A 24,277-nucleotide genomic window follows, 5' to 3' on the forward strand; every position below is an offset into this window, starting at 1 on the left:
CGCCCGTTTTTCATTGCATGCGGGTCGATCAGAAGTTGAACACGTAGTTCAGATAGAAGCGTTCGGCATTGTGGGTGATGATGCCGGCCGGCCCGCGCGTGGTCATGTGCCGGGAAATACCGTCGGGTGTGCCTTCGGTCTCGAACTCCACGTGCAGCCAGGCGGCGCTGAGCCCTTTCAGGACGCCGTCGAAGTTGTATTGCAGGACGGTCTGCAGTTCGTCGCGGGAGAAGTCGTCGAAGCCGGCGGCGTGACTGGAAAAGGCATAGTGGGCGTCGAGGCGAAGTTGCGGCAGGCCGAAGTCGGCGAAACTCATGCCGGCGCTCAGCTTGAACATTTCCTCGTTCTCCAGGCCGAAGTAGTAGAACAACTTGGCGCTGCTGTTCCAGGTGCCGTGGTCTTTGGCGAAGAACAGTCGATCGTGGTCGTCGCCCCAGACCTTGTTGTAGGCGAGACCCGCGTAATACGCGCCGCTGCGGTACTTGGCCGAGAGGTCGAGATAGCGTGCGTCGTGGGACTGCTCCGCCTCGTAGAGGCCCTTCACGCCGGCGTACTCGAAGCGCTTGCCGGCGTCTTCCTGCAGGCCGCTGGTGGCGTAGAGGTCGAGGCCGCGACCGCCGCCGAGGTCGAAGCCGTGCTCGAGCTTGACCATCGCCTCGCGCAGGTAGTCGGCGGCCTCGGCGTATTCGGCCTGCAGGGCGCTGCCGCTGGGCAGCTTCCAGGTCAGCGCGTACAGGTGCAGGTCGTCGATCGTCTCGCCACGGAAGTTGCTCAGCGCGTCGCCCCAGCCGTTCTCGTGGCGCGGGCTGAAGGCGTGGATGCGGCTGAAGCGCAGCTCGAGCGGGTCGAGGCGGTAGCCGAGATCGAAGCCGACGGTGGCCGCCGGGAGGATGCGCGTGGTGTCGTCGCGGTACTGGGCGTAGCGGCGGATCTTCTTGCCGGTGCCGAAGCTGAACTCGCCGGCATCCCCGGCCAGCCTGCCGCGCAGGTAGGCTTCCAGCGGCTTGGCGATGCCGTGCGGCGACTGCACGCGGTCGCCGCGCTCCAGGTTGCTGATGCTGTTGGCGTCGTCGCCGACGTGCAGGTCGTCGGCCAGGCCGTAGCTGTAGTCGACGCCGAGCAGGTCGCGGTACCAGCCGGAGTTGAAGCTGAACTGGGCGGCCTGCACCCACTCGTCGCGGGTCGGGCCGAAGCCGCCGCCGTCGTTTTCATCCCAGTAGAACTGGCTGTAGCGCAGCGCAGTCTTGCTGTCGTCGAGAAAACCGCCGGCGTGCACGGCGCTGGCCAGCAGGCAATACGTCAGTCCCGCAATATGACGCGGTTTAATCCACATGAACTCACCTCTTGTTGTTATAGAGCAGTGCGTGAATCGGTCCGGCTGACCGGAAACCTAGATTCGCGACAAGCGTTCAGGCGGGCAATTCAATTGGGTTCCACGCTGTGGAATCGTTCGGCGGAGTGACACGGCGGGTTGTTCGGCAGGTTTGCCGGCGGGGTTCTGGCGGCGATGAGAAATGCGGCCCGCAAGTCGTTGCGGGCCGCACTTCAATAATTCGGGCGGGTAATCAGGACAGGTTTCAGTCGAAACTCTTCTGCAACTGGCTGACCGTCTCGGCGAGGCTGTGCAGGTGGCGGCGGCGCACCTGCTCGACGCTGCCCCGCTCCTGCGGCCAGTGCAGGGCCAGGCCGCCGACCAGGCGACCTTCGGCGCGTACCGGCAGGGCCAGGGCGCGGATCAGGAACGGCAGGCGCAGCGGGTATTCCCAGTGGCCCTCGGTGCGCTCGCCGAAGCCCTGGCGGTGGGCCTGCGCCTGCACCTGCTGCAGCTCCTCGATGCTGCCCCGGTGGCGCTGTGCCAGGCGCTCGACCTCGGCGCTGTCCAGCTCGCCGAGGCAGGCCTTGCCCATCGCCGAATGGAGCAGGCTGGCGGCCTGGCCGACCAGCATGCGGTGCAGCGGATAGCTCTTGCGCAGGGTCTGCGGGATGGCGCTTTCCAGCACGTAGAGGTTGTCGCCGTCGAAGAACGACAGGTCGGCGACCAGCCCGGTGCGTTCGCTGAGTTCCAGCAGCAGCGGCGCGGACTGCTCGACCAGGCGGCGGCTGAAGCGCTTGACCGGATCGCCGTACAGGCGTCGGGCGCACAGCCGGTAGCGGCGATCGCACAGGCCGCGGTAGATCCAGCCCTGTTCCTGCAGGGTGTGCAGCAGGCGCGACACCGTGGCCTTGGGCAGACCGGTCAGGTAGTGCAGTTCCTCAAGGCCGAGCTCCTGGTGCTCGCCGAGCAGCTCGACGATGGCCAGCGCCCGTTCCACCGAGCGCACGGTGCCCGCTTCGTCTTTGCCTTGCATCTTCACCTCCCGCCTGCGTAACAGAGAAGTCCCAGGCAAGAAACAGGCCCGTGCGCCGCTGGCCGGGGAGCCGGCTGCTCAGCGGCCGTCGCGCAGCAGGGCCGGCGGGTAGTCGCGCACCCACTGGGTGAGCTGCTCGTGGGCGTGGGCGAGCTGCAGCACGGCCAGATCGGCCTGCGCCGGGCCGATGATCTGCAGGCCCATCGGCAGGCCGGCGGGGCTGAAGCCGACCGGCACGCTGATCGCCGGCAGGCCGGCCAGGCTGGCGCCGACCACCACCTCCATCCAGCGGTGGTAGCTGTCCATCTCGCGTCCGGCGATGCGCCGCGGCCAGGGCTGGGTTGCGTCGAAAGGAAACACCTGGGCGCTGGGCAGCAGCAGGTAGTCGTAACGCTCGAACAGCTTGCCGAGCGCGCGGTACCAGTCGCTGCGGTCGACGCTGGCGCGGTAGACGTCGGCGCCGCTCAGCGCCAGGCCGCCTTCCACCTCCCAGCGCGCCTCCGGCTTGAGCAGTTCGCGCTTGGCCGGATCGGCGTACAGCTCGCCGAGCAGGCCCTGCACCAGCCAGTGGCGGTGCACCAGCCAGGTCCGCCACAGACGCTCGGGGGCGTAGTCGGGCAGGCAGGGCTCGACCTCGCAGCCGAGTTCGGCGAAGTCGGCCAGGGCGCGCTCGCAGAGGTTCAGCACGCCCATCTCCATCGGCAGGTGGCCGCCCAGATCGCCCAGCCAGCCGAGCCGCGCGTCCTGGAAGTCGCGCTCGAGCGGGCCGAGCAGGGCCGCCGGATCCTCGTGCAGCGCCAGCGGCGTGCGCGCGTCGTGGCCGGCCTGGGTGTGCAGCAGGCGGGCGACGTCGGCGACGCTGCGGCCCATCGGGCCTTCGGTGGCCAGCTGCTGGACGAACAGTTCGCCGCCCGGGCCGAACGGCACGCGGCCCTGCGACGGGCGCAGGCCGTAGACGTTGTTGAACGCCGCCGGATTGCGCAGCGAGCCCATCATGTCGCTGCCGTCGGCCACCGGCAGCATGCGCAGGGCCAGCGCCACCGCGGCGCCGCCGCTGCTGCCGCCGGCGCACAGGGTCGGGTCGTAGGCGTTGCCGGTGGTGCCGTGGACCGCATTGTAGGTGTGCGAGCCGAGGCCGAACTCCGGCACGTTGCTGCGGCCGACGAAGATCGCCCCGCTGGCGCGCATGCGCGCCACGGCGATGGCGTCGTGGCCACTCAGCTGCCCGGCGAACAGCGGCGAACCCAGGCTGGTCGGCAGCCCGGCGCAGGCGGCCAGATCCTTCACCGCCTGCGGCATGCCGTGCATCCAGCCCAGCCACTCGCCGCGCGCCAGCTGGCGGTCGCGCTCGTCGGCCTCGGCCAGCAGCGCCTCGGCCGGCTGCAGGGCGACCAGCGCGTTGACCCGCGGGTTGAACGTGTCGATCTGCTCCAGGTAGGCCTGCATCACCTCGCGGCAGGACAGCTGGCGGCTGCGGATCGCTTGGGACAGCGGCAGGGCGTCGAGGGCGACGATCTGCGCGCGCAGGCTGCTGGCTGCGGCGCTGCGCGGTGCTTGGTTGACGGCGGACATTCACAGGCTCCTTGCGCGGGCGGCGAGCGGGGCGCTGCGGAGCTGCTTGCGGGCCAGCGCGGCGGGCGCCGCCTCGCGCAGCAGGGCGATGCCGGAGAGGCCGATCAGCGAGGCGAACAGCACGTAGTAGGCCGGCGCCACCGGGGTGCCGGTGGTCTGCGTCAGCCAGGTGACGATGAACGGGGCGAAGCCGCCGAACAGCATCACCGCGATGTTGTAGGCCACGGCGAGACCGGTGGAGCGCACCTTGGTGGGGAACTGCTCGGCCATGGCGGTCGGCGTCGGGCCGAAGAACAGGCCCATGCAGGAGCACAGCAGCAGCTGCATGATCAGCAGGCGTTCCACGCTGGGCGCGGCGGCGACCCACCCGTACAACGGGTAGACCAGCAGGAAGAAGCCGAGCATGCCGGCCAGCAGCACCGGGCGGCGGCCGAGGCGGTCGGAGAGCATGCCGGCCAGCGGGATCACCAGGGTCATCAGGCCTACCGCCAGCATCTGCACCATGAACACCTGATCGAGCGCCAGGCCGAGCTGCTTGTGGGCGAAGGTCGGCATGTTCACCAGCACCACGTAGAAGGCCACGGTGCCGTTGATGGTCGAGGCCATGGTGGCCAGCACCGCGCGCAGGTTGCCACGGATCACCGCGAACAGGCCCTGGCCCGGCTCGGCGCTCTGCTGCGCGGCGAGGAAGTCCTCGCTCTCCTCCAGATGGCGGCGGATCCACAGGCCGACCGGGCCGATCAGCAGGCCGAGGATGAACGGCAGCCGCCAGCCCCAGCTGTCCAGCGCCTCGGGCGACAGGTTGTGGGTGACCAGGGCGCCCATGCCGGCGCCGGCGAACACCGCCAGGCACTGGCCGAAAAGCTGCCAGGCGCCGTACAGGCCGCGGCGGTTGGCCGGCGCGCACTCGACCAGGAAGGCGGTGGCGCTGGCGTACTCGCCGCCGGTGGCGAAGCCCTGCAGCAGGCGCGCGACGACGATCAGCAGCGGCGCGCCGATGCCGATGGCGGCGTAGTCGGGGGCGAAGGCGATCATCGCGATCGACAGGGTCATCAGCAGGATGATCAGCTGCATGGCCGCCTTGCGGCCCTTGCGGTCGGCGTAGATGCCGAGCAGCACGCCGCCCACCGGGCGCATGAAGAAGCCGACGCCGAAGGTGGCCAGCGCCATCAGCAGCGAGGCGTGCTCGTCGCCGGCCGGGAAGAACAGGCGGGCGATGATGCTCGAGAGGAAGCCGTAGACGATGAAGTCGTACCACTCGAGGGCGTTGCCGATGACCGCGGCGGTCACCTGGCGGGAACGCGAAGTCCCGCTCGGGGAAGCGTGCATGGGTATATCTCCTGTCAGGTATTGAGGATAGGGGGTCAGGCGGCCGGTGTGGCCTGCGGTTGGTCGGCGGGCGTTGCCGCCAGCCAGGATTCGGTGAGCGCGGCCCAGTAGGCGGCGCCACGCACCAGGAGGGTGTCGTTGAAGTCGTAGGCCGGGTTGTGCAGGTGCGCGCCGCCGCAGCCGTTGCCGATCAGCAGGTAGCTGCCCGGGCAGCGCTGCAGCATCCAGGCGAAGTCCTCGCTGCCCATCACGGTGGCGGCCTCGACCACCTCTTCGGGGCCGACCAGTTGGTGGCCGACCGCGCGGGCGAAGGCGGTTTCCTCGGCGCCGTTGACCAGCAGCGGGTAGGCCGGGCGGTGCTCGATCCGCACCTGGCAGCCGTAGCTCTGCGCCTGCGCCCGGATGATCGCCTGCACGCGCGCCAGCACCTGCTCGCGCACGCCGGGGTCGAGGGCGCGCAGGCTCAGGCGCAGCAGCGCCTCCTCGGCAATCACGTTGGCCGCCTCGCCGGCCTGCAGGGCGCCGACGGTGACCACCGCGGCCTGCTGCGGGTCGATGTTGCGCGCCACCACGCTCTGCAGGGCCACGACCGTGGCGGCGGCGGCGAGCAGCGGGTCGACGGCGAGGTGCGGCATCGAGCCGTGGCCGCCGACGCCGCGCAGGCGCACCTCGAGCAGGTCCTGCGAGGCCAGCAGCGCGCCGCTGCGGAAGGCCAGCTGGCCGGCGGGCAGGCCGGGCATGTTGTGCATGGCGAACAGCGCGTCGCAGGGGAAGCGCTTCAGCAGGCCGTCGGCGAGCATCGCCTCGGCGCCGCCCTGGCCTTCCTCGGCGGGCTGGAAGATCAGCACCAGGGTGCCGTCGAAGCGGCGGGTGGCGGCCAGGTAGCGGGCCGCGCCGAGCAGCATCGCGGTGTGGCCGTCATGACCGCAGGCGTGCATGCAGCCGGCGTGGCGGCTGGCGTGCGGTCGCGCGCCGGTCTCGGTGATCGGCAGGGCGTCCATGTCGGCGCGCAGGCCGAGGCGCCGCGCACTGTTGCCGCTGCGCAGCACGCCGACCACGCCGGTGCGGCCGATGCCGCGGTGCACCTCGTAGCCCCACTCGCCGAGCCGGCGGGCGACCTCGGCGGCGGTGCGGTGTTCCTCGAAGCCCAGCTCGGGGTGGGCGTGGATGTCGCGACGCAGGGTCTGCAGCTCGTCGCGGATGTCGTGCAGCCAGGCCAGGATGTGGGCGTGTCGGGCCATGCCGGTGCTCCTCGTAGCCGGGCTCGTGCCCGGTCTTGTTGATCGATGGCCACGCCTGGGGAATCCTCCGCCGGCGGCCGGTCTCCAGCTAACCGCGGCGGCGCGCCGAGGACAACGCAAGGCGGTTCCACAGGGTGGAACCATGGGCGAGGGCGATCGGTCGGGCAGGCGGTTAGCCTGTCTGCCGGGATGCTGGCGCGGAACTTGCTGCAATCCGCGCAGCCCGGACGGTCGCCAGGTTGACCTTTACGTCAACCGGGTGCCATGCAATGCTGTCCGCCCGCTCCCCTGCGCCCTGCCGGCGCCGGGGGCGCAGTGAACGACGGCCATCCGCTTCCCGGGCGATGGTTTCCCCCGGCCACACCGCGTGCGCCGGCGGGTGGTTTCCACTCACCCCGGCATGCGCCGGGGCGAGCTTCCGAGTCGTGATTCGCTGGAGTACCCATGGCCCTGTCGACAAGAACAACAGAAGACTTCATCGGGGCTTCGCGCAGGATCCGTCAGACCTTGCGGTCCGGCGGGCGCTTGCCCGAAGGCGTCCTGCGTGCCGAGATCGACGCCTCCTGGCGGCGCAGCCTCGACTTCGGCGTGAGCTGCGACGAGCCGGCGCTGGCCAGCGACGCCGCGCCCGACGCCGAGCAGGTGCTCGCCGTCAACCGCCTGCTGCTGGATGCCGCCACCCCGCAGCTCGACTACCTGACCCGCCAGCTCGGCGACAGCGGGCTGATCATCCTCGGCGACAGCGAGGCGCGCGTGCTGGCCATCGAGGGGCAGACCGCCCAGCTGGCGCGTTTCGGCCTGCACGACCTGCGCGTCGGCAGCTGCTGGAGCGAGGCGCTGCGCGGCACCAACGCCCTCGGCACCGCGCTGGTCGAGGCGCGGCCGACGCTGATCGACTGCGGCGAGCACTACCTCGACCGCCTCAGCCAGTTCTCCTGCACCTCGGTGCCGATCCGCGACCCGCGCGGCGGTGTGGTCGGCGTGCTCGACCTGACCCGCGTCGGCGGCATGCCGCAGCCGCAGGACAACCTCGCCACCCTGCTGCTGGCCGCCAGTCAGATCGAGAGCCGGCTGTTCGCCGCCCTGCATCCCGACCAACTGGTGGTGGCCTTCCACTGTCGCCGTCAGTACCTCGACTCGCCCTGGCAGGGCCTCCTGGCCCTCGACCTGGACGGCACGCTGCTGGCCGCCAACGACCAGGCCTGCGCGCTGCTCGAGCTGCCGCGCGAGCTGCTGCTCGGCCGGCGCTGCGCCGAGCTGCTCGGCGGCGACAGCCAGAACCTGCTGCGCCGCCTGCAGCAGGGCGCGCCGCTGTGCGCGCAGACCGCGCGCGGCGAGCTCTACTGCCGCACCCTGCAGCTGCCGGCGGCCGCCGCTGCCGGCGCGTGGACGGCGCCGCGCCCGGCCGCGGCGCGCGCCGACTGCCTGGAGGCGCTGGCCGGCGCCGATCCGCGCCTGGCCCGCGCCCTGCGCATGGCCCGCCAGGGCCTGGCCGGCGGCCTGCCGGTGCTGCTGCTCGGCGAGACCGGCACCGGCAAGGAGGTGGTCGCCCAGGCCCTGCACCAGGCCAGTGCGCGCGCCGACAAGCCGTTCGTCGCGGTCAACTGCGCGGCCATCCCCGAGGGACTGATCGAGTCCGAGCTGTTCGGCTACCGCGAGGGCGCCTTCACCGGCTCGCGCCGCGGCGGCATGGTCGGCCGCCTGCAGCAGGCCCACGGCGGCACCCTGTTCCTCGACGAGATCGGCGACATGCCGCTGGCCCTGCAGGCGCGCCTGCTGCGCGTGCTGCAGGAGCGCAAGGTGCTGCCGCTGGGCGGCGGCGCCGAGCAGGACATCGACGTGGCGATCGTCTGCGCCACCCACCGCGACCTGCGTAGCCGGGTGCAGGACAAGGCTTTCCGCGAGGACCTCTACTACCGCATCAACGGCATCAGCCTGCGCCTGCCGGCGCTGCGCGAGCGCGACGACCTCGCCGCGCTGATCGAGCGCCTGCTGGCCAAGCTCGGCGCGCCGCAGATGCGCCTCGACGCCGATCTCACCGAGCTGTTCGGCCAGTACGACTGGCCGGGCAACATCCGCCAGCTGGAGATGGTGCTGCGCGCCGCGCTGGCCATGCGCGAGGGCGACGAGAGCCTGCTCGGTCTCGACCACCTGAGCGACAGCCTGCTCGACGAGCTGACCGCCAGCACCCGGCAGGCCAGCAGCATCCGCGAGAACGAGCTGAAGCTGATCCGCGACACCCTTGACCGCCAGCAGGGCAACGTCTCCGCGGCCGCCGAGGCGCTGGGCATCAGCCGGGCGACCCTGTACCGCAAGCTCAAGCAGCTGCGCGGCTGACCGGCATGCTGAGTCTGCTGGTCCGCCTGATCGACAGCCCCGACCGCGCGCTGCTGGAGCGTTCGCTGCGCTGGCTGTTTTCCTTCGTGCGCCCGCACGGGCGGGCCATCGCCGGCCTGCTCGGCCTGTCGCTGTGCGCCTCGCTGCTGGTGCTGGCGCAGCCCTGGCTGACCAAGACGCTGATCGACGAGGGCTTGCTCGCCCGCGACTTCGACCGCCTGCTGCAGGTGGCGCTGGCGATGATCGGCGTCGGCGTGCTCGGCACCCTGCTCGGCGGGGTCAACCGCTACCTGCACACCCGCCTGTCCGGGCGCATCCTGTTCGCCCTGCGCGATGCCCTGTACCGCCACCTGCAGAGCCTGCCGCCGAGCTTCTACGCGCGCAGACGGATCGGCGACCTGCTGTCGCGCCTGGACGGCGACGTCGCCGAGATCCAGCGCTTCGCCGTCGACGCGCTGTTCTCCGCGCTGTCCAGCGTACTCGGCCTGTGCGGCGCGGTGGCGCTGATGCTGGCGCTGTCCTGGCAGCTGTCGCTGCTGCTCGCCGTGCTGGTGCCGCTGGAGGTGCTCTGGCTGCGCTGGATGCGGCGCAAGGTCGAGCGCCACAGCCGCGCGCTGCGCGAGCGTTCGGCGGACGTTTCCTCGTTCCTGGTCGAGACCCTGCCGGCGATGAAGTTCATCCAGGCCGCCGGCCAGCAGGAGCGCGAGGCGCAGCGCCTGGAGCGCCTTGGCGCGGGCTACATGAGCCAGCTGCTGCGCCTGCAGGTCACCGAATTCTTCACCCACGCGGTGCCCGGCACGCTGACTTCGCTGTCGCGCGCCGCCGCGTTCATCGTCGGCGGCTACTGGGTGGTGCAGGGCACCTGGCAGCTCGGCGCGCTGATCGCCTTCTCCACCTACCTGGGCATAGCGGTGGGGCCGGTGCAGAGCCTGCTCGGCCTGTACGTGGCGCTGCAGCGCATGACCGTCAGCCTCGGCCGGGTCATGGAGCTGCGCGCCGAGGCGCCGGCCATCGCCGCGCCGGCTGCGCCGCAGCCATTGCCCGCCGGTCCCGGCGAGCTGCGCCTGGAGGAGCTGTGGTTCCGCCACGACGGCCGCCAGGAAGCCGTCCTGCGCGGCGCCAGCGCCTGCCTGCCCGGCGGGACGAAGGTGGCGCTCAGCGGCCCCTCCGGGGTCGGCAAGTCGACCCTGATCGACCTGCTGCAGCGTTTCCACGACCCCGAGCGCGGGCGCATCCGGCTCGACGGCGTCGACCTGCGCGAGCTGGAGCTGGCCGAGCTGCGCCGCGCCATCGCCGTGGTCAGCCAGGACATCGTGCTGTTCCGCGGCAGCCTGGCCGACAACCTGGCCTACGCCGCGCCCGCCGCCAGCCGCGAGGAGATCGAACGAGTCGCGCAGCTGGCGCGCCTCGACGAGCTGCTCGCCAGCCTGCCGCAGGGCCTCGACAGCCCGCTCGGCGAGCGCGGCCAGCAGCTCTCCGGCGGGCAGAAACAGCGCATCGCCATCGCCCGCGCGCTGCTGCAGCAGCCGCGCATCCTGGTCCTCGACGAGGCCACCTCGGCGGTCGACGAGGCCACCGAGCGCGAGGTGATCGCCGCCATCGACCGGCTGTTCGCCGGGCGCACGCGCATCCTGATCAGCCACCGCGCCTCGACCCTGGCCGCCGTCGACCTGCACCTGGAACTGGTCGACGGCCAGCTGCGCGAACGCGCGCTGCGGGAGGTGGGGACATGAGCCGCGAACTGCTGATCGGCGTGGTCGACAGCGGCCACGCGCCGCACCAGAGCGCCCTGGTGCGGGCGGCGCGCGGTTTCTATCTGGTCGGGGACGAGCTGCAGGAGGACGCGGCGCAGACCGACCGTCTCGGCCACGGCAGCGCGGTGCTCGAGGCGCTGGCGCTCGAGCCGGGAGTGGTGCGCGGCTGCGTCGCCCAGGTGTTCGCCGAACGCTGGCAGACCAGCCCGCTGCAGGTCGCCGCGGCGGTGCACTGGCTGATCGAGCAGGACGTGGCGCTGATCAACCTGAGCCTCGGCCTGCGCCACGACCGCCCGCTGCTGCGCGAGGCCTGCGAGCGCGCGCTGGCCGCCGGCGTGCTGCTCTGCGCCTCCAGTCCGGCGCAGGGCGAGGCGGTGTGGCCGGCCAGCTATCCGGGTGTGCTGCGCATCACCGGCGACGCGCGCTGCGCGCCGGGGCAGTGGTCGTGGCTGGCCAGCGCCCAGGCCGACTTCGGCGCGCCGGTCACCGCCGGCGGCCTGGCCGGCGCCAGCCTGGCCTGCGCCCACTTCAGCGGGCTGCTCGCCCGCCATCTGCACGACCATCCGGGCAGCGACCGTGCGGCGCTGCTCGATCATCTGCGCTGCGGCGCGGCATTCCTCGGCCCGGAGCGGCGCGGGAGGCACCCATGAAGGCACCGAGGATCGCGGTGCTCGGCGCCGGCCCGGCCGGGGTGGCGGTGGCCATCGGCCTGCGCCGCCTCGGCTACGAAGTAGTCGTGATCAGCGAGTGGCGGCGCTTCGCCGCGGTGGAGGGCGTCTCGGCGCGGGTGCTCGACGGCCTGGGCCAGGCCGGCCTGCAGCGCACCCTGGCCAGCGCCGACCTGGCCTCGCCGCGGCGGGTGCTGTGGAACGGCACGGAAAGCGCGCTCAACCAGGAATTCCTCCTCGACCGCCCGCGCTTCGACGCCGCGCTGCGCGAGGACCTGCGCGCCGCCGGGGTGGGGCTGCGCGAGGCGCGGGTGCGCGAGGTGCGCAGCGACGCCCACGGCCATCGCCTGCTGCTGGACGGCGCCGAGGGCGAGCGGCAACTGCCGGCGGCCTTTCTGGTCGAGGCGCGCGGCCGCCAGGCGCCGCTCAGCGGCGGGCGCCTGCGCGGGCCGGAGACGGTCAGCCTGCTCAACCAGTGGCAGGAGGAGCCGGGCCGCGGCGGCTCGGCGGTGGAGAGCCTGGAGGACGGCTGGGCGTGGATGGCGCGGCTGGCCGACGGCCGCTGCTACTGGCAGATCACCTTGGACGCGGCGAGCGGCGCGCTGCCGGCGCGCGACGAGCTGCCCGCGTACTGCGCGGCGCGACGTGCGCAATCGGCGCGGGTCGCCGAGCTGTTCGGCGCCGCGGCGCTGCAGCCGGCCGCCCTGCACGCGCGCAGCAGTACGGCGATCCTCGCTTTGGAAACTGGCGGCGCCAACTGGCTGCGGGTCGGCGACGCGGCCATGGCGGTCGATCCGCTGTCCGGCAACGGCATCTTCCAGGCGCTGTCCTCGGCGCTGCAGGCGCCGGCGGTGATCAACACCCTGCTCACCCATCCCGAGCGCGCCGAGCTGGCGCTGGGTTTTCACCAGCGGCGCATCGAGCAACTGTTCCTGCGCTTCGCACGCACCGGCCGCGACTTCTACGCGCTGGAGCAGCGCTGGGCGGAGCAGCCATTCTGGGCGGCGCGGCGCGCCTGGCCGGACGACGAACCGCTGCACGCGCCGGCCGACTTCGCCAGCCTGCGGGTGGAACGCGCGCCGGTGCTGCGGGACAACCTGATCGACGAGGCCGAGGTGGTGCTCAGCGCCGACCAGCCATTGGGCATCTGGCACCTGCAGGGCATCGAACTGGCACCGCGCCTGCGCCGCCTGCAGGCCGGCGAGTCGTTCGAGCACATGGCCGCGGACCTGCCCGGGCCGCAGCGGGCGATGCTACGCGGTTGGCTGCACAGCCAGGGGTATGCGGGGGTGTAGGGGCGAATTCATTCGCCAAAATGCCCCGTAAAGGCGAATGAATTCGCCCCTACAGCGGCTGGCGGTTGCCCTGGCGAAAAAATGCCGGACCGCCCGCTGCCTTGGGAGGTCCGGCCAGGGTGGGAAGCTCCCCGGTCGTGGTGCGATCAGAGCCTGATCAGCACCGACTTCAGCTCGGTGTAGTGCTCGATGGCCGCGGCGCCCATCTCGCGGCCGAGGCCGGACATCTTGTAGCCGCCGAACGGCAGCGCCGGGTCGAGGGCGCTGTGGCAGTTGACCCATACCGAGCCGGACTTGATGCGCGGCACCAGGCGGTGCACGGCGGCCAGGTCGTTGGACCAGATGCTGGCGCCCAGGCCGTAGGGGTTGTCGTTGGCCATGCGCAGCACCTCGTCGATCTCGTCGAAGGGCATCGCCACCAGCACCGGGCCGAAGATCTCCTCCTGCACCAGGCGGTGCTGCTGGTCGACGTCGACGATCACCGTCGGCTGCACGAAGTAGCCGGGGCCGAAGCGCTCGCCGCCGCAGGCGACGGTGGCGCCCTGCTCGCGGCCGAGCTGGATGTAGTCGTGCACGCGCTGCTGCTGGCGCGCCGAGATCAGCGGGCCCATGTCGACGCTGGCGTCCAGGCCGTTGCCGAGCTTCATGCCGTTGGCGATGCCGGCGATGTCGGCCACCACGTTGTCGAAGTGCTTGCGCTGCACGTACAGGCGCGAGCCGGCGCAGCACACCTGGCCCTGGTTGAAGAAGATGGCGCTGGCGGCGCCGGCGGCGGCCTGCTGCAGGTCGGCGTCGGCCAGCACGATGGTCGGCGACTTGCCGCCCAGCTCCAGGGTCACCCGGGTCATGCTGTCCATGGCCGCCTTGCCGATCTGCTTGCCGACCTCGGTGGAGCCGGTGAAGGTCAGCTTGTCGACGCCCGGATGGCGGGTCAGCGCCGCGCCGGCCTGCGCGCCGCTGCCGCTGACCACGTTGAACACCCCGGCCGGGTAGCCGGCTTCCAGCACCAGCTCGGCCAGCTTGAACGCCGACAGCGGGGTCTCGTCGGCCGGCTTGAGCACCACGGTGCAGCCGGTGGCCAGCGCCGGGCCGAGCTTCCAGCAGGCCAAGAGCAGCGGGAAGTTCCAGGCGACTATGGCGCCGACCACGCCCACCGCCTCACGGCGGATGTAGCCGTGGAACTCGTCATTGGGCATCAGCGGCATCGACACGTCGACCGTGCTGCCCTCGATCTTGGTCGCCCAGCCGGCCATGTAGCGCAGGAAGTCGATGGCCAGCTGCACGTCCATCACCCGCGCCACCGCGGCGCTCTTGCCGTTGTTCAGGCACTCCAGCTCGGCCAGCACCTGGGCGTCGCGCTCCATCAGCTCGGCCAGGCGCCACAGCAGGTTCTGCCGCTCGCGCGGGCGCATGCGGCTCCATGGCGAGTCGTCGAAGGCGCGGCGGGCGGCCTGCACGGCCAGCTCGATGTCCTCGGCGCCGCCGGCCGGCACCTGGCACAGCGGCTCACCGCTGGCCGGGTTGTACACCGGCATGCGCGCGCCGGCGACGGCGTCGACCCACTCGGCGCCGATCAGCATCCGCTGCGGGCGGTCGAGGAATTCGCGGGTACGGGGATGGATGGGCAGGGAAGCGGACATGGGGGGGCCTCTCGGGTTGTTTGCCCCATCCCGGTACAACCGCCGTGCCAACTCGCTTGTTTAACTTAAGTAACTGAAATAAATGGGATTTTTTCAGGGTTGTGGCGGCGGCGGCGCATCCGCCTGTCGCAGTTTGAGACGCCGCGCCACGGCGTTGCGACAGTCGCCGCCGGCCCTGCTGCCGGGCGTCGCGCGGCTGTCTCAGATTGCAACCGCTGTCTCGAAATGTGACGCCACGGCTGTTTCCCCGGCCGCGCCAGGAGGCCGGAAAAGCACGCCATCCCGTTGTTTTAAAAAGGCTTTCCGATGAATGGCACGCAATGTGTATCGCTCCGTCGCAGGGGCGCATCCGCCGTGCCGCGGTGCCGATCAGAACAACAGCGAGGAGAGCCGATATCCATGATGACAAGACTCCGCTACTACGTCGGGGCCGCCAGCCTGGCCGCGGCCGCCGCCGGTCTGGCGCAGCCGGCCCTGGCCGCCGGGCGCACGGCCGAGCAGATCCTGGGCGAGACCTGCGCGGCCTGCCACGCCAAGGAAGGCGACCAGCAGTTCAGCCGCATCAGCCACCAGCGCAAGACGCCGGAAGGCTGGCTGATGAGCATCGCGCGCATGCAGGTGATGCACGGGGTGAAGATCGATGACGCCGACCGCCGCACCCTGGTCAAGTACCTCGCCGACCGCCAGGGCCTGGCGCCGAGCGAGACCGAGGGCGTGCGCTACGCCATGGAGCGCCGGCTGAACACGGTGGAGCAGTTCGACGACCAGTTCGCCCAGATGTGCGCGCGCTGCCACTCCGGCGCGCGGGTGGCGCTGCAGCGCCGCCCGGCCAAGGAATGGGAGCACCTGGTCAACTTCCACCTCGGCCAGTGGCCGTCGCTGGAGTACCAGGCGCAGTCGCGCGATCGTGACTGGCTGCCGATCGCCCTGGGCGAGATGGTGCCGCAGCTGGCCAGCCGGTATGCGCTGGACAACCCGGCCTGGGCCGACTGGCAGAAGGCGCGGCCGAGCGCCGCCGCGCTGCCGGGGCAGTGGAGCTTCAGCGGCCACATGCCGGCCAGGGGCGACGTGCGCGGGGTGATGACGGTGAGCGCCGCCGAGGGCGACAGCTTCAGGGTCGAGCTCAAGGGCCAGTACGCCGACGGCAAGCCGCTGGCGGGCAGCGGCTCGGCGATCCTCTACAACGGCTATGAATGGCGCGGCAACCTCAAGGTCGACGGCGTGACCATGCGCCAGGTGTTCAGCGCGTTGAACGGCGAGATCCAGGGGCGCATGTTCGAGAGCGAGCACGACGAGCGCGGCCTCGACTTCGTCGCCGCCAAGACCGGCACGCCGCGCCTGCTCGCCGTGCAGCCGGGCTATCTGAAGGCCGGCAGCACCGCCGAACTGACCCTGGTGGGCAGCGACCTTTCCGGCACGCCGGACTTCGGCCCGGGCGTCGCGGTGGTCAAGGTGCTGGAGCAGAGCCCCGAGCGGATGCGGGTGCAGGTCAGGGCCGCCACCGATGCCGCCGCCGGCAACCGCGCGGTGGCGCTGGGCGCACTGAAGGGCGCAAACCTGGCGGTGTACCGCGAGGTCAGCGAAGTCAAGGTGGTGCCGGCGTTCTCGGTCGCCCGCATCGGCGGCAACGGCGGCTCGACGCCCAAGGTGCAGGGCCGCTTCGAGGCCGAGGCCTGGGGCCAGGACGCCGCGGGCCAGGCCTTCCGCATCGGCTACCTGCCGGCACAGTGGGCGGTGGAGCCATTCAACGAGCAGGCGGTGGAGGACGAGGACGTCAAGTTCGCCGGCACCATGCATGCCGACGGCGTGTTCGTGCCGGGCGACGCCGGTCCCAACCCGGCGCGCAAGATGTCCACCAACAACGCCGGCAACCTCAAGGTGATCGCCCGGGTCGAGGACGGCGGCAAGCCGCTCGAGGGCGAGGGCCAACTGATCGTCACCGTGCAGCGCTGGAACAACCCGCCGCTGCCGTAAGCGCCCGCGTGCCGGGCGGGTCCGTCCCGCCCGCAGGGCAACGACGAGGGCAACGAATCCGGAGGCCGCCATGGGCGCAATCTTGAATCTGGTCGAGCGCAACCTGCACGAGGTGCAGGTCAACGCCGACCGTCTGCTGTTCCATATCCCGAGCAGCTCGCTGTTCGCCGCCGATGAATTGACCGGCGGCATCATCGACGCGCTGCGCGGCGCGGGCTGCTCGCCCGAAGCGCTGGTGCAGCGCCTGGCCGGGCGCTTCGAAGGTGCGGAGATTGACGAGACCCTGCGCGAGCTGATCGCGCTGGAGGTGGTCAGCGACGGTGCGCCGCTGACCCCGGAGATCGCCGTGCGCCGGGTCGAGCGCACCGCGCTGAACACCGTGGTGCTCAACGTCAACACCGGCTGCAACCTGAGCTGCACCTACTGCTACAAGGAAGACCTCGACAAGCCGTCGGCCGGCAAGAAGATGCAGCTCGACACCGCCCAGGCGTCGGTGGAGATGCTGCTCAGGGAGTCGCCGGACGAGGCGCGCTACACCGTGGTGTTCTTCGGCGGCGAGCCGCTGTCCAACCGGCCGCTGATCGAGGCGATGGTGGACTGGTGCGAGGCGCGCTTCGCCGCGGCGGGCAAGGCGGTGGACTTCGTGATGACCACCAACGCCACCCTGCTGACCGAGGAGATCGTCGACTGGCTCAACGCCCATCGCTTCGGCCTGTCGGTGAGCATCGACGGGCCGAAGACGGTGCACGACCGCAACCGCATCACCGTGGGCGGCCAGGGCACCTACGACGTGGTGAGGAAGAAGGTCGACATGCTGCTGTCGCGCTACGACAGCCGCCCGGTGGGCGCGCGGGTCACCCTGACCCGCGGCATCACCGACGTCGAGACCATCTGGAACCACCTGTTCAACGAGCTGGGTTTCGCCGAGGTCGGCTTCGCCCCGGTCACCTCGGGCGACGTCAGCGACTACAACCTGAGCGGCGAGGAGCTGGCCGCGGTGTTCGCCAACATGAAGGCGCTCGGCCGCCGCTATCTCGACGAGGCGCTGGCCGGGCGCAACATCGGCTTCTCCAACCTGCACCAGCTGCTCACCGACATCCACGAGGGGCAGAAGAAGGCCCTGCCGTGCGGCGCCGGGCTGAAGATGCTGGCGGTCGACCACAAGGGCGAGCTGAACCTCTGCCACCGCTTCACCGGCTCCAGCCTGCCGACCTTCGGCAACGTGCACGAGGGGGTGAAGCAGGCCGAGCTCAACGACTTCCTCTCCCAGCGCCTGGACCGCAGCGGCACCGGCTGCGACAGCTGCCGCATCCGCAACCTGTGCTCGGGCGGCTGCTACCACGAGAGCTACGCCCGCTACGGCGACCCGGCCCACCCCACCTATCACTACTGCGAACTGATGCGCGACTGGGTCGACTTCGGCATCGAGGTCTACCACCGGATCATGGCCGGCAACCCGGCCTTCTTCAGCCGCTTCATCGCACCGAGAAAGGCGCACTGACATGAAACATCTCAAGCCGCTCAACCAGAAAGCCCAGCTGCTCGACCAGGCCGCCGCGGAGGATCGCGTCGAGGACGTCATCGCCATGAGCGCCGTGGCCGGCTGCACCGCCACCACCGACCCGGGCTGGGAGATCGACGCCTTCGGCGGCGTCGCCTCGCTGTGCCAGCCGATGGAGTCCGACCTGTACGGCTGCTCCGACCCGTGCTGGTGGCCGGCCCAGGTGCCGGACATGATGAGCACCTACCCGGACTGGAACAAGGACGCGCAGGCCTCGGCCGAGGACTGGCGCAACCTCGGCACCGTCTTCCCGAAAGACCAGTAAACGGCCGCAGACCCACAGGGGAACCGACATGAAGCTGCACACCATCAGCGGCCTGGCGGCCGCCATCGCCGGCGTCGTACTGGGCCTGCCGGCGCACGCCGCGGACAGCGGCCCGGCGCTCAAGCCCGGCCACGAGTACCTGATCGCCACCAACTATCCGAACAACCTGCATGTGGTCGACCTGGCCAGCGACAAGCTCTACAAGACCTGCACGATGCCCGACGCCTACGGCCCGGGCACCACGCAGATCGGCCCGGACGGCAAGACCGCCTACGTGCTCAACAACCACTACGGCGACCTCTACGGCATCGACCTGGACAGCTGCAAGACGGTGTTCCACGCGCGCCTGGCGCAGGCGCCGACCGAGAAGGCCAAGGCGCTGTTCTCCATCGCCCTGAGCCCGGACGGCAAGGAGATCTACAGCGTCGCCAATCCGACCGAGCTGAAGACCGATCACTACGTGGTCAAGGCGCCGCGCCTGCAGGTCTACGCCACCGATGGCGGCCTCGACGCCAAGCCCGTGCGCAGCTTCGAGGTGCCGCGGCAGATCAGCATCATGCAGGCCGGCGCCGACGGCAGCCTGTACATGGCCGGCGCCGACGTCTACAAGCTCGACGTGCAGACCGGCAAGTACGAGGTGGCGCTGGCCAGCCGCAACTGGCAGCGGCCGCTGTACAGCCCGCCGGACGTGCTCTACGCCTGGCCGCAGCAGACCCACCTGGGCGACTTCTCGATGCTCTACACCGCGGCCAAGTTCAAGGACGACCAGCAGGACCTGGCGACCGCCGACTTCGTCTACGGCTACTTCAGCATCGACCTGAAGACCGGCAAGACCACGGTGCAGGACTTCGCCCCGCTGACCGAGATCTACTTCACCGGCATGCGCTCGCCGAAGGACCCGAACCTGATGTTCGGCGTGCTCAACCGCCTGGCCAAGTACGACATCAAGGAGCAGAAGCTGCTGAAGACGGCCAAGCTGGACCATTCCTACTACTGCATCGCCTTCAACAAGGCCGGCAGCAAGGTCTACCTCGGCGGCACCTACAACGACCTGGCGGTGTTCGACGCCGACAGCCTGGCGCCGCTCGGCAAGATCGAGCTGCCCGGCGGCGACATGGCCATCGCCACCACCCAGGTGTTTACCCGTTGAGGATGGTGCGGAACGGCCACTGACCAGCGCTCCGCCGGAAACGACGAGGCCGCTTCCCGTGTCGGCGGGGAGCGGCCTCGTCGCGTCTGCGCCGGGTTCAGGAGTTGCTTTCGGTCACGCCGCAGCCGGTGCTCCACTTGCGGTAGTCGAGCACGCGGACTTCGCCTTGCGAGTCCTGGTAGGTCATGCGCGCGGTGACCACGCCGCAGACATCCTCGGGTTCCTCGATGGTGATCACCCGGTCGATGTCCAGCGGCATGCCGTAGGTGTAGCGCTCTTCCGGCGGATCGGCGGCCAGCGCCGGGCCCGCGATCAGCGCGAGCAGGAGGAAATGGATCTTCATGGGGCACCTCCGGCTCCGATGGAAAACTTCCCTACCGTGGCCAGGCTGCCGGCTCCGCGGCAGTCTGTTACTTGTGCCAACAGACAAGTCTAGTTCGCGGCAGGGCGTGCCAAAGCCCCTGGAGGGACCGATGGGGAGCAGCCGACGATGGGCTGATAGCGAGTGGTGCTGAGGGGCGGAAGCGACGCGGGCCGGCTCGGGCCGGCCCGCGGGGCAGGAGCGACGGACTCAGGGGTTGCCCATGCCGTCGTCGATGGCAATGCCCTGCGCGCGCATCCGCTCGATCAGCCCGGCGCGGGTGCCGGGGCGGTTGAGCAGCGCCCGGTGGCGCACCTCGGCGACTTCCGTGGCGCTGTAGGGCTGGAAGTCGGCCGGAGTGCTGGCGCCGGCCATGCCGTGGCGCGGATCGAGGATCCAGTTGAGCAGCTCGGCGATCTGCGCGTCGCTGAGCGCCGACTGGGCTACGCCGGGCACGCGCACGAGGAACTCGCGCCCGCCCTCGACGCGCAGGAAGTTGCCGACGAAGCCGGCCATCTTCGGTGTGCCGGTGCGCGGCGCGCCCTCGCCGTGGCCCAGGTGGCAGCCGAGGCACTGCAGCTGGTAGTTGGTCGCCACGCTGTAGCCGGCCTGGGCGATCGGCGTCTGCGCCTGCTCGTTGCCCGGTGCCGGCTTCTGCTGCGGGTCGGGGAAGGCGCGGGCCAGGGCCGGCGGGGCCGCCAGTACGGCGGCAAGTCCGGCGAGCAGCAGCAGACGCATGGCGCTTCCCTCCCTCACCTGGCGACGCCGCGGATCACCGAGATGGTGCAGTTGTAGACGCTGTTGGACTTGGCGCCCAGGCACCAGTTGACGTCGTTGTTGTTGAACGGACGGTACATCGGCTCCTCGCTGTCGTTGCGGGTGCAGGCGCACTGGCCGCAGGCGTGCTTGCCGCAGCAGTCGTTGTAGGAGATGACGTAGTCGATGCCGTCGGCCGGGTTGCGGCAGGTGCCGACCCAGGTCACCTGCGACACTTCGGTGCCGGGCGGGCAACTGGTGGCGGTGCCGCCGCAGCAGCTGCACAGGAAGCCGTCCACCGAGCAGTAGCGCCAGTAGTCGCAGCTGTTCGGATCGCCCGGATCGCCGGGGATGCCGGTCTCGCCGGCGTGCGCCTTGGAGGCGCGGTCGATGGGCAGCAGCAGCGGCAGGGCGGCGCCGGCCACCAGCCAGGAGCCGATGCGGGAGATGGCCTGGCGGCGCGAGGTGAGGTCGGCGACTCGGCGGGCGGAGCGCTCGAACAGCAGGTCCAGCAGTTTCATGATCAGTCTCCTCGGGCCTTAGTGATGGATTTTCACGGCGTTGTCGGGGGTGTGCAGGTAGTCCTGCAGCGAGGCGATGCCCATGCGCTCGGCCTCGAACAGGCTGTCCAGGTGCTCGCGGGAGTTGACCAGGCCCTTGGCGCGCAGCACGCCGGCGGCGTCGATCAGCACGGCGTAGGGCAGCTTGCCGATCTGGTAGGTCATGCCGACTTCCGGGCCGACCACGTAGGCCGCGTCTTCCAGCTTGAACTCGCGGATCAGCGCGGCCTGGGCCTCCAGGTCGCCGTCGCTGACGTAGACCACCTCGAGATCCGTGCGCGCCTTGGCGATGGCCTTCACCGCCGGCAGCAGCGACTTGCAGATCGGGCAGGTCGGCGACAGGAAGAACAGCAGCTGGCCCTTGTCGCCGGCGTAGCCGAAGTTCAGCGGGCGGCCGTTGCGGTCGGCGGCGGTGACCTTGGGCGCCGGTTCGTTGACCGCCACGCCCTTGTCGATCATCAGCGCCCCGGCCGGGGCCAGGCGCGCGTGCAGCACGCCGATCTGGCGCACCAGGCCCATGAGCACGAAGGCCAGGGCGATCAGCAGGATCCACAGCAGGATGTTGGAAACGATCAGAGCTTCCATGGGTTCACCTTCCAGTCAGTTTGAGCAGGCGCGGGGCGTTGGTCAGCAGACCGTCGGCCGCCGCGTAGAGCAGCAGGAGCACCGCGGCGGCGGCGATGGCGACGAAGCCGTCGAAGGCGCCGAGCTCGCGCACCAGCGGCGGCTGGCCGGCGAGCAGGGCCAGGCCGAGCAGCGCGGCGTTGCGCGAGAGCAGCAGCGGGCGCAGCGGCTGGGCGGCGCCGGGGCCGGCGCAGCCGCAGTCGATGTCGCGGCGGCCGCGCCACAGATTGACGGCGATGGCGCCGGCGTAGGCCAGCATCAGCGCGCCGGCGGCCAGCGCAGCAAAGCCGCGGCTGACCGGCAGCAGCAGGCCAAGGGCGACGGCGCCCTCGACCAGCGGCAGCAGGCGGGCCACCGGCGTGAGCAGCCCTGCCGGCAGCAGCGCGTAGGCCTCCAGCTGGCTGGCGAACCAGCGCGGTGCGCGCAGCTTGTGGCTGGCCGCGGTGGCGAGGATCGCCGCCAGCGGCAGGGCGCAGGCGTGGATCAGGATGGGATCGAGCGGCATGGCGGCCTCCTCAGTGGCTCTGCACCAGGGTCGGCGTCTTGGCGATCCCGGTCATGGTGCCGGTGTGCTTGCCGCTCTTGAGGTCGAACACCTCCAGGTCGCCGGTGACGGTGCCGGCCAGCAGCAGCGGGTTGTCGTCGCCGGTGGCGTGCAGGCTCCACATCAGGCCGGACGACTCGAGGGTGCCGATCTTCTTGCCGGTCTTCAGGTCGAAGGCCCAGATGGTGTTGCTCGGGTCTTCCCAGTTCAGCGGCTTGTGGTCGGGGTGCATCAGCACGTACAGGCGATCGAGCTTGGGCGCCAGCGCCATCATCTGCCAGCCGCCGGGTGCCCAGCCGGCCTTCTTCTCTTCCGCGCTGACCAGCGACCAGGTCGGCAGGAACTTGGGCTTGTCGCCGGACAGGTCGACCGGATGGATCACCCCTTCGGTGGTGACGAAGTAGTAGGTATCGCCCTTGGCCACGGCGCGCTCGACCATCTTCACCTGGTTGGGATCGAACATCGGCGTCTGGTGGCGGGAAACCTCCTTGCCCGCGTCGTCGAGGGTGACCACCTGCAGGCTGCCGTTGCCGCACAGCGAGGCGAAGCGCCGCGCGCCCACCGGGTAGTTGAGGATGCAGCCGCTGATGTCGACCTCGCTGGCGACCTTGCGCGCCTTGACGTCGACCACGGTGACCGAGGTGGCGGGGGTGAAGTTGTAGATGTAGACGAAGCGGTCGTCGCTGCTGGGGTTCAGCGCGTAGCGCTCGGTGATGCTGTTGGTGCGCTTGGGCGGGATTTCCACCTCCCACAGCGGCGACAGGGTCGAGCTGTCCCAGGCGGTCAGCATGTCGGTGCGCGTGCCGCGCACGTAGCGCGACCAGTAGGTGTCGGCGGTGTACAGGGTCTTCTGGTCGTGGGCGGGCACCATCGGCGCCATGCCGCCGGTGCTGAGCATGCCGAGCATGCGCTTGGCGTCCGGATCGACCACCACCACGCGGGTGGCGATCATGTTCTGGAACTCGACGTCGACGATGTAGGCGCGGTGCGGCTCCGGCGGGAAGGGCAGGGTGACCTGGCCCTCCGTCTCCACCGGCAGTTCGGCGTGGGCGACGCTGGCCAGGGCGACGGTGAACGCCAGGGCAGTACGCGCAAGGATGGGGGTGATTGGCATGGGATGGCTCCCTGTTCTGGGTATCGGACCGCTGGTTTTTATGCGCGGTGGTTGGCGCCTCCGAGTCTGCCGGCCCGTCGCCCGGGCTGCATGGCTGTGCCTGCCAAGCGCTTGATTCACTGTGCCACGACCCGCCGTCGCGCCGCGGCGAGGATTGTGGCGCGCGGGCGGATCCTCTATGTATAGTCGCGATTTTTCGGCCCTTCCCTGACCCATGACCGCCCTCGCTCCCCTGGCCAACCTGATCAAGCGCTTTCAGGAACAGACCCCCATCCGCGCCAGCTCGCTGATCGTCACCGTCTACGGCGACGCCATCGAGCCGCACGGCGGCGCCGTATGGCTGGGCAGCCTGATCCAGCTGCTCGAGCCGATGGGCATCAACCAGCGGCTGATCCGCACCTCGGTGTTCCGCCTGACCAAGGACGGCTGGCTGAAGGCCGACAAGGTCGGCCGGCGCAGCTACTACAGCCTGACCGGCGCCGGCCGCCGGCGCTTCGAGAAGGCCTTCAAGCGCATCTACAGCAGCAGCGTGCCGGCCTGGGACGGCACCTGGTGCCTGGCGGTGCTGTCGCAGCTGGAGGCGGACAAGCGCAAGCAGGTGCGCGAGGAGCTGGAGTGGCAGGGCTTCGGCGCGCTGGCGCCGACCGTGCTGGCCAGCCCGCGCTGCGACCGCGCCGACGTGGCGGCGACCCTGCAGGAGCTGGAGGCGCTGGACGACACCATCCTGTTCGAGACCACCGCCCAGGAGGTGCTGGCCTCGCGCGCGCTGCGCCTGCAGGTCAAGGAGAGCTGGAAGATCGACGTGCTCGGCGCGCACTACAGCGAGTTCATCCAGCTGTTCCGCCCGCTCTGGCAGGCGCTGCGCGAGCAGGCGCAGCTCGACCCGCAGGACTGCTTCCTCGCCCGCACCCTGCTGATCCACGAATACCGCAAGCTGCTGCTGCGCGATCCGCAGCTGCCCGACGAGCTGCTCCCCGGCGACTGGGAAGGCCGCGCCGCGCGCCAGCTGTGCCGCAACATCTACCGCCTGGTCTGCGCGCCGGCCGAGCAGTGGCTGGGCAGTCTGCTGGAGACCGCCGACGGTCCGCTGCCCGAAGCCGGCGAGAGCTTCTACCGGCGTTTCGGCGGCCTCGAATAGAACATTTGTTCACGAGGCAGGCTTCCTTCATGTTTTTTGTATCGCA

General features: G+C 70.6%; 21 protein-coding genes. 9 read left to right on the forward strand and 12 right to left on the reverse strand.

Annotated elements, in window-relative coordinates:
- Positions 1-28: 28 nt before the first annotated feature.
- The 5 genes from BLT78_RS18530 to BLT78_RS18550 all read right to left on the reverse strand — a co-directional run bounded on the left by BLT78_RS18530 (position 29) and on the right by BLT78_RS18550 (position 6,490).
- Entirely contained in the window at positions 29-1,333 is a 1,305-nt protein-coding gene (locus BLT78_RS18530; protein ID WP_090351271.1) for an OprD family outer membrane porin, read from the reverse strand.
- Between the two features lie 244 nt (positions 1,334-1,577).
- Entirely contained in the window at positions 1,578-2,348 is a 771-nt protein-coding gene (locus BLT78_RS18535; protein WP_090351272.1) for an IclR family transcriptional regulator, read from the reverse strand.
- Positions 2,349-2,426: 78 nt separating this feature from the next.
- Entirely contained in the window at positions 2,427-3,920 is a 1,494-nt protein-coding gene (locus BLT78_RS18540) for an amidase (RefSeq protein WP_090351274.1), read from the reverse strand.
- A complete protein-coding gene (locus BLT78_RS18545) occupies positions 3,921-5,249 on the reverse strand; it encodes a citrate-proton symporter (protein ID WP_090351276.1) in 1,329 nt (442 codons plus the stop codon).
- A gap of 35 nt (positions 5,250-5,284) precedes the next feature.
- Positions 5,285-6,490 carry a M20 aminoacylase family protein gene (locus BLT78_RS18550; protein WP_090351277.1) on the reverse strand — a complete coding sequence of 402 codons (1,206 nt, stop codon included), beginning with the start codon at positions 6,488-6,490 and terminating at the stop codon, positions 5,285-5,287.
- Positions 6,491-6,934: 444 nt separating this feature from the next.
- Between BLT78_RS18550 and BLT78_RS18555 the strand changes: the two genes are divergently transcribed.
- Genes BLT78_RS18555 through qhpG form a run of 4 tightly spaced genes read left to right on the forward strand, consistent with a single transcriptional unit; the run spans position 6,935 to position 12,544 of the window.
- Entirely contained in the window at positions 6,935-8,827 is a 1,893-nt protein-coding gene (locus tag BLT78_RS18555) for a sigma-54-dependent Fis family transcriptional regulator (RefSeq protein WP_090351279.1), read from the forward strand.
- Positions 8,828-8,832: 5 nt separating this feature from the next.
- On the forward strand, positions 8,833-10,560 hold the full coding sequence (locus tag BLT78_RS18560; protein ID WP_090351281.1) for an ABC transporter ATP-binding protein: 1,728 nt from the start codon (positions 8,833-8,835) through the stop codon (positions 10,558-10,560).
- Positions 10,557-11,231 carry a subtilisin-like serine protease QhpE gene (gene qhpE / locus BLT78_RS18565; RefSeq protein ID WP_090351282.1) on the forward strand — a complete coding sequence of 225 codons (675 nt, stop codon included), beginning with the start codon at positions 10,557-10,559 and terminating at the stop codon, positions 11,229-11,231. Before BLT78_RS18560 ends, qhpE begins: the two co-directional genes overlap by 4 nt.
- Entirely contained in the window at positions 11,228-12,544 is a 1,317-nt protein-coding gene (qhpG, locus tag BLT78_RS18570) for a flavin-dependent monooxygenase QhpG (protein ID WP_090351284.1), read from the forward strand. The genes qhpE and qhpG overlap by 4 nt, the downstream gene beginning before the upstream one ends.
- Positions 12,545-12,690: 146 nt before the next feature.
- Here qhpG and BLT78_RS18575 read toward each other — a convergent pair whose 3' ends face one another.
- Complete coding sequence (locus BLT78_RS18575) at positions 12,691-14,184, reverse strand: aldehyde dehydrogenase family protein (protein WP_090351286.1); 1,494 nt, start codon at positions 14,182-14,184, stop codon at positions 12,691-12,693.
- Positions 14,185-14,583: 399 nt separating this feature from the next.
- Here BLT78_RS18575 and peaA point away from each other — a divergent pair, with 399 nt between their 5' ends.
- From peaA to peaD, 4 genes are all read left to right on the forward strand, one after another.
- Positions 14,584-16,158 carry a quinohemoprotein amine dehydrogenase subunit alpha gene (peaA, locus tag BLT78_RS18580; RefSeq protein WP_090351287.1) on the forward strand — a complete coding sequence of 525 codons (1,575 nt, stop codon included), beginning with the start codon at positions 14,584-14,586 and terminating at the stop codon, positions 16,156-16,158.
- 70 nt (positions 16,159-16,228) lie between these two features.
- Complete coding sequence (peaB, locus tag BLT78_RS18585; RefSeq protein WP_090351290.1) at positions 16,229-17,659, forward strand: quinohemoprotein amine dehydrogenase maturation protein; 1,431 nt, start codon at positions 16,229-16,231, stop codon at positions 17,657-17,659.
- Position 17,660: 1 nt separating this feature from the next.
- Positions 17,661-17,984, forward strand: coding sequence for a quinohemoprotein amine dehydrogenase subunit gamma (gene qhpC, locus BLT78_RS18590; RefSeq protein ID WP_090351291.1), 324 nt, complete (start codon positions 17,661-17,663; stop codon positions 17,982-17,984).
- 28 nt (positions 17,985-18,012) lie between these two features.
- Positions 18,013-19,134, forward strand: coding sequence for a quinohemoprotein amine dehydrogenase subunit beta (gene peaD / locus BLT78_RS18595; protein WP_090351293.1), 1,122 nt, complete (start codon positions 18,013-18,015; stop codon positions 19,132-19,134).
- Positions 19,135-19,231: 97 nt separating this feature from the next.
- Here peaD and BLT78_RS18600 read toward each other — a convergent pair whose 3' ends face one another.
- The 6 genes from BLT78_RS18600 to BLT78_RS18625 form a co-directional block, all read right to left on the reverse strand.
- Positions 19,232-19,477, reverse strand: a complete 246-nt coding sequence (locus BLT78_RS18600; RefSeq protein WP_090351295.1) for a DUF2790 domain-containing protein — start codon at positions 19,475-19,477, stop codon at positions 19,232-19,234.
- A 228-nt stretch (positions 19,478-19,705) separates the two neighbouring features.
- Positions 19,706-20,233, reverse strand: a complete 528-nt coding sequence (locus BLT78_RS18605; RefSeq protein WP_090351296.1) for a cytochrome C — start codon at positions 20,231-20,233, stop codon at positions 19,706-19,708.
- A gap of 14 nt (positions 20,234-20,247) precedes the next feature.
- Entirely contained in the window at positions 20,248-20,772 is a 525-nt protein-coding gene (locus tag BLT78_RS18610; protein WP_090351298.1) for a methylamine dehydrogenase light chain, read from the reverse strand.
- 18 nt (positions 20,773-20,790) lie between these two features.
- Positions 20,791-21,396, reverse strand: coding sequence for a methylamine dehydrogenase accessory protein MauD (gene mauD / locus BLT78_RS18615; protein WP_090351299.1), 606 nt, complete (start codon positions 21,394-21,396; stop codon positions 20,791-20,793).
- A gap of 4 nt (positions 21,397-21,400) precedes the next feature.
- Positions 21,401-21,940 carry a MauE/DoxX family redox-associated membrane protein gene (locus BLT78_RS18620; RefSeq protein WP_090351301.1) on the reverse strand — a complete coding sequence of 180 codons (540 nt, stop codon included), beginning with the start codon at positions 21,938-21,940 and terminating at the stop codon, positions 21,401-21,403.
- Between the two features lie 10 nt (positions 21,941-21,950).
- Positions 21,951-23,093: an amine dehydrogenase large subunit gene (locus BLT78_RS18625; RefSeq protein ID WP_090351302.1), complete on the reverse strand. Its 1,143-nt coding sequence runs from the start codon at positions 23,091-23,093 to the stop codon at positions 21,951-21,953.
- Positions 23,094-23,307: 214 nt separating this feature from the next.
- Between BLT78_RS18625 and paaX the strand changes: the two genes are divergently transcribed.
- Positions 23,308-24,231, forward strand: a complete 924-nt coding sequence (paaX, locus tag BLT78_RS18630; RefSeq protein WP_090351304.1) for a phenylacetic acid degradation operon negative regulatory protein PaaX — start codon at positions 23,308-23,310, stop codon at positions 24,229-24,231.
- Positions 24,232-24,277: the final 46 nt, after the last annotated feature.

This window comes from Pseudomonas oryzae, assembly GCF_900104805.1.
Lineage (GTDB): Bacteria > Pseudomonadota > Gammaproteobacteria > Pseudomonadales > Pseudomonadaceae > Geopseudomonas > Geopseudomonas oryzae.